8 protein-coding genes and 1 pseudogene are annotated in these 8,138 nt (G+C 49.0%); 4 read left to right on the forward strand and 5 right to left on the reverse strand.

The features are described 5' to 3' along the window. Nucleotides 1–143: 143 nt before the first annotated feature. Genes Q7V32_RS14710 through Q7V32_RS14720 form a run of 3 tightly spaced genes read left to right on the forward strand, consistent with a single transcriptional unit; the run spans nt 144 to nt 2,122 of the window. A complete protein-coding gene (locus tag Q7V32_RS14710) occupies nt 144–665 on the forward strand; it encodes an antA/AntB antirepressor family protein (RefSeq protein ID WP_304897733.1) in 522 nt (173 codons plus the stop codon). Between the two features lie 4 nt (nt 666–669). Continuing rightward, nucleotides 670–1,608 carry an integrase domain-containing protein gene (locus Q7V32_RS14715; protein ID WP_304897734.1) on the forward strand — a complete coding sequence of 313 codons (939 nt, stop codon included), beginning with the start codon at nt 670–672 and terminating at the stop codon, nt 1,606–1,608. Beyond that, nucleotides 1,592–2,122 carry a helix-turn-helix transcriptional regulator gene (locus Q7V32_RS14720; protein WP_304897735.1) on the forward strand — a complete coding sequence of 177 codons (531 nt, stop codon included), beginning with the start codon at nt 1,592–1,594 and terminating at the stop codon, nt 2,120–2,122. Before Q7V32_RS14715 ends, Q7V32_RS14720 begins: the two co-directional genes overlap by 17 nt. A 19-nt stretch (nt 2,123–2,141) precedes the next feature. On the opposite strand, the gene Q7V32_RS14725 is transcribed toward Q7V32_RS14720, so the two are convergent. Continuing rightward, nucleotides 2,142–2,891, reverse strand: coding sequence for a nucleotidyl transferase AbiEii/AbiGii toxin family protein (locus tag Q7V32_RS14725; protein WP_304897736.1), 750 nt, complete (start codon nt 2,889–2,891; stop codon nt 2,142–2,144). Then, nucleotides 2,888–3,487 (reverse strand): type IV toxin-antitoxin system AbiEi family antitoxin domain-containing protein, encoded by a 600-nt coding sequence (locus Q7V32_RS14730; RefSeq protein WP_304897737.1) that lies wholly within the window; start codon nt 3,485–3,487, stop codon nt 2,888–2,890. Before Q7V32_RS14730 ends, Q7V32_RS14725 begins: the two co-directional genes overlap by 4 nt. Before the next feature lie 597 nt (nt 3,488–4,084). Between Q7V32_RS14730 and Q7V32_RS14735 the strand changes: the two genes are divergently transcribed. Next, nucleotides 4,085–4,348 carry a hypothetical protein gene (locus tag Q7V32_RS14735; protein ID WP_304897738.1) on the forward strand — a complete coding sequence of 88 codons (264 nt, stop codon included), beginning with the start codon at nt 4,085–4,087 and terminating at the stop codon, nt 4,346–4,348. A 182-nt stretch (nt 4,349–4,530) separates the two neighbouring features. On the opposite strand, the gene Q7V32_RS14740 is transcribed toward Q7V32_RS14735, so the two are convergent. The 3 genes and pseudogenes from Q7V32_RS14740 to Q7V32_RS14755 all read right to left on the reverse strand — a co-directional run bounded on the left by Q7V32_RS14740 (nt 4,531) and on the right by Q7V32_RS14755 (nt 7,644). Further along, nucleotides 4,531–5,271, reverse strand: a complete 741-nt coding sequence (locus tag Q7V32_RS14740; RefSeq protein WP_304897739.1) for a hypothetical protein — start codon at nt 5,269–5,271, stop codon at nt 4,531–4,533. A 356-nt stretch (nt 5,272–5,627) separates the two neighbouring features. Continuing rightward, a complete protein-coding gene (locus tag Q7V32_RS14745; protein ID WP_304897740.1) occupies nt 5,628–6,740 on the reverse strand; it encodes an IS91 family transposase in 1,113 nt (370 codons plus the stop codon). Beyond that, nucleotides 6,737–7,644, reverse strand: a pseudogene (locus tag Q7V32_RS14755) (tyrosine-type recombinase/integrase). The gene Q7V32_RS14745 and the pseudogene Q7V32_RS14755 overlap by 4 nt, the downstream one beginning before the upstream one ends. Nucleotides 7,645–8,138: the final 494 nt, after the last annotated feature.

Raw genomic sequence — 8,138 nt, forward strand, 5'->3', positions numbered from 1 at the left:
TCTTCCAACGCGACCTCCGGCGCAGTTAATTGTGGTGATTCCATTGTCTCTGCTTTCGATTTGCTCATGATTCTGACCTACCTTTATACTCTAATTTCCGAGGGGTAGGTGTCTCAGGTCATATTGGCACAGGGGGTCTGAAGTTGAAAGGCAGGCCGACCTATGAAGAGTGGATTAACGCCAAAATCGTCACTCATCGACTTATTGAAGGGCGAGATTACGTGTTCTCCAGAATCCGTATCGGACAAGGACGCTGGTTAAACGACTACTTCGTAACGCTGTCGATGGCACAAGGATTGTGCCTGTCCGAAGGCTATTGGTCGGGTGGTGCCGTAAGAAAAGCGCTGATGGAAACCGAGATCACGATCAACCGAAAACACTACATGCACCATAAAAACCAAGCCAAGCAGGCAGAGCTTCATATGCTAATGGAGCATAGATCATTGTACTGGTCGCACATCAAGCTTGAAATGCTTTTGGCTACCGGGTCGACATGCGCATCCGGAGAGCTTCATGCCAATGTTCTTATAGCCGCACAATTATTACAAAATGAACTAAGCCACGATCTCAGGACAGAACTTTTATCCGGGAAAATCAGCTATAAAGATCAACGTCAATTTATCGAGCACTGGAAACCCGCGTTTACTTTGGCGTTAGAGAGTTAACAACGTGAGTCGAAATTATGATATCGGCAGCCGGGACATGTTTACGGCGGGCAGAATGCTATTGAAAGACCGTTCGTTGAATGGGTTCAAAACCCAATCCGATTACATCGACCGCTGGCGACTGTTTACCGTGTACGCCGAAGCAAAGGGCGTAAAGAAAATGGAGCAGGTGACGGCGTCCTTCGTGATCGACTATGGCCGGCACTTGCAAAAGGAATTGGAAGCCGGCGTCTATTCCAGTCCATCGGCGCCGAAAAACTATGTGTCGACCGTCAATTGCGTTATGCGCCTGGCTACCGGCGGCCAATGGAAAGCGGTTCGCCCGGGCAAAGACTGCGGCATCGAACGCAGAAAATACATTCCCAAGACCTCCAAAGCCTTACCTGAAGCTAAACACCAAGCGGTTCAGCACGCGATCGATGACCGGCTGGCGAGAATCATGGATCTGCAACGGACGCTGGGCTTGCGTTTCAAAGAGAGCTGCCTGTTTGACGCCAAAGCCGCGGTGCAGCAACTGGATAAAGTCGGCTACATCACCATCCATTCAGGAACCAAGGGTGGTCGCCCCAGGCGCTTGCCCTGCGATAACGAAATGCGCAAAGTAATGGAAGCGGCGGCGGAGATTCAATCGGGAGGATCGATGATCCCCAAAGAGATGACCTATCTCAAATTCCGCCAGGAATGCTACCAACAAGCCAAAGCCAACGACATGTCCTTTCATCCCGAGCGCCACGCCTTCGCTCAGAAGCGATACCGAGAATTGGTAAAAGCGCCTTGTCCGCTGGAAGCCGGCTGGGAACACCGGGGCCGAATTGGCAAGCTTGCCGAATACCTGTCTATTTCTGAAACGGAAGCCAAGCGGATTGACGAGGAAGCACGCCTCAAAATCTCCATGGAATTAGGTCATTCTCGCGTGGAGATCAGCAATGCGTACCTGGGCTAAAGAACTCGAATCGCACACCCATGATTATGTGCGCCGTGGTGGCAAACAGAATCGTCAAAAGCAGGTTTCTTTGATCATCAACTTCCTGGAATTCATTGATACCCAAGAGGGACTGACGTCTCTTCAGCGCTTAGGCAAGCGCCACGTCATCAATTTCTGGAAAGCCCATCGACACCTGCCGGAGAAATCGGCTTACGATTACTGGTTAGGGTTATGCCAGCTGTGGAGTTGGCTTGGCAAATCGGAAAAGCCGCCACGTCCGCATAATCACTTGAACGCTATTGCCTGTTCTGAGCAGAAAAATGAAGATCTGAAGATTTTTGATAGTCTTTCTCAAGCAATCAAAGCAGCCCGAAAAGCGCGTGGAATCCCAATTCAAAAGCTAGCCAACATGACGGGGTGTGAAGTCTCAGTGATTGATGCAATTGAATCAGGTCATTTCAGCGTTTCTTTTTTGGAAGTACAAAATCTTCTTGTGGCTTTAGGTATACGTTATGGCGTTTCTCAGCACTAAACTAAACCCAGAGGCAGTTCTACTGCCATTTCTCTCCTGCACGCCAAATTCTGTTGAAATCGCCACCCGTTGAGATTGTCACTAATACAGGCAGGAGGAATTCACGCAATTCGCTGATCACTTTCTCCAATAACACCCCTTCGAAGTCAGAGTGGCTTGCCAACACCCAGAGATCGAAAAAATCTTTCATCCGGCTATTCAGCATACCAAGTGATGTCAGTGCTTCCAACTTTTCAGCAACGACTGTGTAGCGAGGATAGGCACGTATTTTTGGAGTGGCCATGCCAGGCAAAATGACCGGGTAAAAAACATCCTCCGGGCCAGGTACGACTGAGTCACCGAAACCAATGTCGATCTGTACCGGACAACGAGCGCTATCGAGCAAACCCATCAGAGTCACTCGAACACCGGCATAATGTGCCTCTTTCCGAATTTCGGCAGCCTCGACAGAATCGGGCAGGAATACAATGCCATCCTCAGCTTCAATCCGGCAGATGACCTGGAATACCTTTTCCAGATGAGGTATTTCTGCAGATCCGAAACCCAAAAAATCGGCGTCGTGAGTGGGTCGGTGCGGTACATCGAACCACAAGTCGAACAGCAGTGCTCCTTTAAGCAGAAATTGGTCGCGCTGTTCTGAGACACTCAGACGGTAGAGCAGGCGTTCCAATGCGTACCGGGTCATCAACAGGTTGTAATCCAGCTTTTCTGCCCGGGCCTTGTTGAGCAGGCGATCCCGAATCGATGCTCCATTTTTTCGAACGCTCATGTCAGACTATCCAGATAGGGGCGCATCACATTGGCGACACGGCATACCTTGGCATAACGCCAAATTTCGTCGCTGGTCATGCGTTTCTCGTGCCAAGCATCGCGCAGTGCTTCCAGGGCGACATCAAGCCCGATTTTGTTGCGGTATTTGAAGCAGTCGGCAACGGTCTTTGCGACGCAGGTGATGCGGATGGTAACGCCATCCACGATGAGCTCCTCAATACCTTCAGTGAGTGCAGCACCGGAAAAACGAACAATGCGTAGCGGCGGGTACTCAAGCTTGGGGGCTAGAGCCTTATTTTCGATGGCCAGCCATACTTCGAATGGCGCTTGGGTTGTTAGTCCATGAAAACGTAACGCAGATAGCAGACAGATGAGGCCCTTGGGTACCCTGATTGCTACCTCTGCCAGTGATCCGTAGGTGGATATCTCACGTCCAGGTAGTCCGTAGAGTCCTCGCCCGATTCTTTCCAGTTGCCCACGACGAACGGCCCGAGTCAGCGAAATTCGGGGTATTTCCAGTGAGTTAAGATCGCTGGGACGAATTAGCCCTCTCAATCTCGCTAGTTCGATTAGTTTATCGGTAGTAGTATCCATATTATTCATAGTGTTGCATAACATAGGTACTTGTCAATAACTACCTATGTTATGAAACACTTCATGAATTCATTTCAGATTTGCTCGACTTGAATGCGGCCAGGGTATGGCGAAACACCGTCAATCCCTAAAATACCCGCCAAAATCGAGCAAAGAATATTTGGACACCCTATTACAACAGGGGTTGCCAGAAACCGTTAGCCACTTACGGCAATGGGAATTATCTTTTTAAGCTCTAGCAAATGCGCCACAAAGTCAGCAGAGATTTTTCAGGATGAATAGCTACTAAATCAAAGATTTCATTTACACATGGGCGGCATTGCCACCCGAGCTATATTAAAAGAACGTTTCAATCATTGGATTGCTTCGAATAATTCCTGAGTTGCTTCACGGGCTTTGACATCGTCTTCTTGATCAAGGGCTTCAAGCCTGATGCCATCTCGGCCATCAACTTACATTGGATCACCGACATCATTGTCGTAATCCTATCCATCTTCATGAATAGCGTAAAAATCATCTTTAGTAAGATCGGTGCCTAAAATTGGCTGCTGGTGATCAAGATGCGTTAACCAATTTTAAAAGTGTTTCTCCGGTAGCTTGGCAAATTTTAATCTGTTTGGAAGTTTTGAATTTAACCCTTCAACATCAAAAGTTGATATTGATGTTTTGGTAGTCCATTACACTAATCCGGCGCATTGGAGTAATGTCCAAGAGCCGTCCTCAAGGCTGATTTTTCATTTTCGGGTGTTGGGCAATAATAGCCATTTTAGAAAAAGCAATGGTGATATTGATGTGGATGCGATGGCAAATGAGTTTGAAGAACATTTAAAACGCAACTTTTTGAAAGTAGCTCAGAACTAACACTTTTGGGGATTCTTCCACGGGACCACTAAAGGACAAGCCATTCGGTCTGACCAAAAGCTCGCACACTGGTTTGACGTGACTCAATGGGTCTATCTTGCGTGAGGAACCGTGTACGGACACCCATACGCACGGTTCTGTGGGCAAAAGGAGGCTTCGGCCTGAGCTTTTTGTTAGGGTAATCATTTAGTTGTAGTGGAAGTTGTTGTTGATTTTTTCTCTTCTGCGGCTTGTGGTTTTGCCGCATTTAAAAGCTTTATTGCTGAGTCAATAGCTTTTTCTAAAGTAGGAGTTTCTCCAGCTTTAATCGTGCCTACTTCTTTTATGTTATTCAGTTCCGCCTGTATAAGCGCAACAGATTGGTTGAAATAGTGCAATCGGAGTGATTCGTATGAGTTTTCGTCAATTACAGGAAGATTGGCAAGAGGCTCAGTTTGTGGGAGTGGATGATCTTTTTTGACTTTTCCTACAACCCAGCCATTCATTCTATCGACGCATAAGTTGTGTATAGCGTCTCTATAAAGTTGCAAACCTTGAGTTCGGTAAATTAACGAGGCAATTTGAGTTGATACTGCGCGAGAATAAGCATTTGATACTTCAACTGGCACACCTTCTATTGGTGCTTTTGCAGTAAGGGTATTGGCTACTGCTGATGCAAAAGCTTCGCCAACATCTGGTGGAGGCTCTGCACAAGTTAAGAGGGTATCGCCGGTGGCTTCATATTTTGCTAGAACCATTCTTCTACTAGCTGTAGTAGAAAATGTATTTAACATTGTACTGTTCCACGGCAAGATATGCGGTGCTACTGACCAATCTTGGATAATTGGATTTGTATCTCGATTTGCGATCCACGATATACCGCAACCGCTTAATAGTGATGCTGTGCAAATGAGAATGCCGCCAGCTTTTATGATTTTAAACATATTCCCTTCCCCCTAGTTTGTTGTTGAATTGTAATGCCTAACGAATAAGGTTAGATTGTGTGAGTAACGCGAACCACAATCTGAACCGATTGTTGGACAAGCCCGGTGATCACAGTGCTGACGGTATTCTTTATATAAGAAAATAGCTTTTCGGAGTTCTTGGGTAGCGAAGGCCTGGTTACCGCTTCAAGACCCAGAACTCACATTAGAGTGGCGACCTATCGCTTCGATGGCATCGGAAGGCCGCTTTTGGGGGTATTTTAGCCCTAATTTTGGCCGAACGAAGCTGTCGGCCTTGGAAAGGCCGATGATCGTATGGCGGGTTACGTTAATCGTTTACATAGCCTGTGGCACCCTCAACCCGGTTGGCCGGCGGGCATTGTCTGGCTGCGTAAGATCGGCAGGATGCGCGTTTTCACAATCCGCATTTCTCCGCCGCAGCAGGCGCAGGTGAGTACCGGCCGTTTTCTCAGCCATGCCAGCGCCCGGTTTGGATTCAAGCCAAGCAGGTATTGCAGCAATCCAATCAGCCGTTTGCTGTTGGGATGCAAAAAGCCGAAGTTGCGGGCGCGCCTAAAGCCTTTGGGTAAGACATGCCGGAGAATCAGCCACAGGAATTGGGCGCCGGGCAGCGTTCGAGTCCGCATTTGGCGGGTTTTACTGTCTTGGTAGCGAAACGTCACTTGGCCGTCCCGGCAGGCGACAATGTCTTTTTCCTGGATGACGCCTTTATAAAGATAGCGCCCGAGATAAACCAGCGCCTTATCGCCACTGCCGACGGACTTGACGTCGACGACCCATTTTTCGGGATACCGGTGCGGCAGATCAAGTCCCGCTTGAGTGATCGCTTCGAGCAGTTTAGCGCGAAAGACCTTGGCCAATGCCTTGTGGTTGAACAAGTAGCCGGTTTGTTTTTTGTCTTGGCCTTTTTTGCCGCGTTTGGTTCGCCACAGGCGCTTTTCCGTATCAATGGCCGCCGCCGGTATCACGCAATGGACATGCGGATGGTAATCAAGGCGGCGGGAATGGGTGTGTAGCACCGTGATAGCGCCGGCATTGCCTTTGAGCTGCGGGTCGTTTTGCGTGAAGGTTTTCAGTGTCTCCCAGCTACAGCGGGTCATCAAGCTGTAAAGGGTACGTTGCTGTTGCCAGGCCAGCGCCCTGAGCTCCTTGGGCAAGGTGAAGGTCACCAAAAAATACTCGGCGGGCACCTGCCTTTGCAATTGCCTTTCCAACCATTGTTGAGATTCGTGAGACTGGCAATGCGGGCAGTTTCGATGGCCGCAGGAATGCGGGACGAAGCGTTGGCTATCGCAGTCATCGCATTTCGCCAGCATGACGGGACTTTGCGAGGTGCGACAGTGCTTCATGGCGGCTAGCGCTTGCCGGTGACTGGGCAACAGCGAATCTTGATAATGCCCAAGCAAGTCGGCTTCGAAGGTTTCGATGACGGTGGATAGTAAAATCATCTGACCTTCCCCCAATTGATGGCAAAGCCATTCATCAAGGCATTGATCAGTTGGTTGGCGTTCTGATTCGTGCCATCGGTCAGGTGGGTATAGCGGGCGGTAGTGAGGATACTGTGGTGGCCGAGGATTTTCTGCACTTCCAGCAGATCGACGCCGGCTTCGATCAGATGGGTGGCGTAGCTGTGACGGAGACAATGCGGGCTAATCTTTTTTTTAAGCCGCAATCTTGCGCGACTTGGCGCAATGTGGCTTGCACGCCGCCGCGATCCAACGGCGTGATCGCCTGGCCTGCCCCATTCAAGCCGCCGTGGCGATTGGGAAACAGCAGGACCGGATTGCGATGGACTTTCCAGAAACGGCGAAGCAAATCCAATGTCACCGCCGGCAAAGGGACAAGTCTGTCCTTGTTGCCCTTGGCATCGCGGATATGCACGCGCTGGCGTTCGGCGTCTATATCGCCCACTTGCAGCCGCAAGCCCTCGCCGAGGCGTAGGCCAAGACTGTAGAGCGTAAAAAAGAAGACTCGGTAACTGAGCGTACGAGTGGCCGAGAAAAGCTGTCGCGCCTCTTCCACGGTCACGATGTCCGGCAAACGTTGGGCTCTGGGCGGTTTGATCAGACCGGGAGCAACCCAGGGTTTGCGCAGCACATGGGTATAATAGAATTTAAGGCCGTACAGATCGAGCTTGACCGAACTCCAGGAATGAGACGCCAGCAAATCGGTGAAATAATCGGTCAACTGCGCTTCGGACAGGTTCTCAATCTGTTCGTCGAAATACTCGCCGACGCGGCGAATAGCACGGGCGTAAGCCTCTATCGTCTTTGGCTGGAGCCCTTTGAGTTTAAGGTGTTTAAGATGGGTTTGATAGTTTTGCTTGAAAGGGGATTCGGAAGATGTTGTCATTGACGCGTAACCTCATGATTCGTAGTGGAATGTTCCCTCGGAATGAGGGCTTGAGGTTACATTTTATAAAATATCAGGCGCCGCGACTCTTCTCCGCGTTAGCGGCTTCGTCCAACATTGGAACTAACCGACGCTGCGCGGCTTCGAGCGTGATGTTAGGCAACACTTTATTATTGGATTAACCAACAGACGATGGAATTAGTGGTTTTTTTCCAATGCTTTAACAATTCCTTACACTCAGAATCCCCTTTTCTGCTCTTTGGCTGCTTATTGTCAGAATCACACGTTGCCAAAATGGGTTGGTTTATGGTCAATTCTGGAGGGAGCATTTTTGTCGACAGTGTACAAAAATGCACTAGGAGGCTGTCCGAGAATTGAAAAAGTATGGTATCAGTACAGTTCATACTCGTGAATGACACACAGTAACTGGATGCGTTTTATGTCATATTATTTAACAATATCAATTAGATAGGTTATAATAGTCAAAAAATAAC

The organism is Methylicorpusculum sp. (genome assembly GCF_030651835.1).
Classification (GTDB): Bacteria; Pseudomonadota; Gammaproteobacteria; order Methylococcales; family Methylomonadaceae; genus Methylicorpusculum.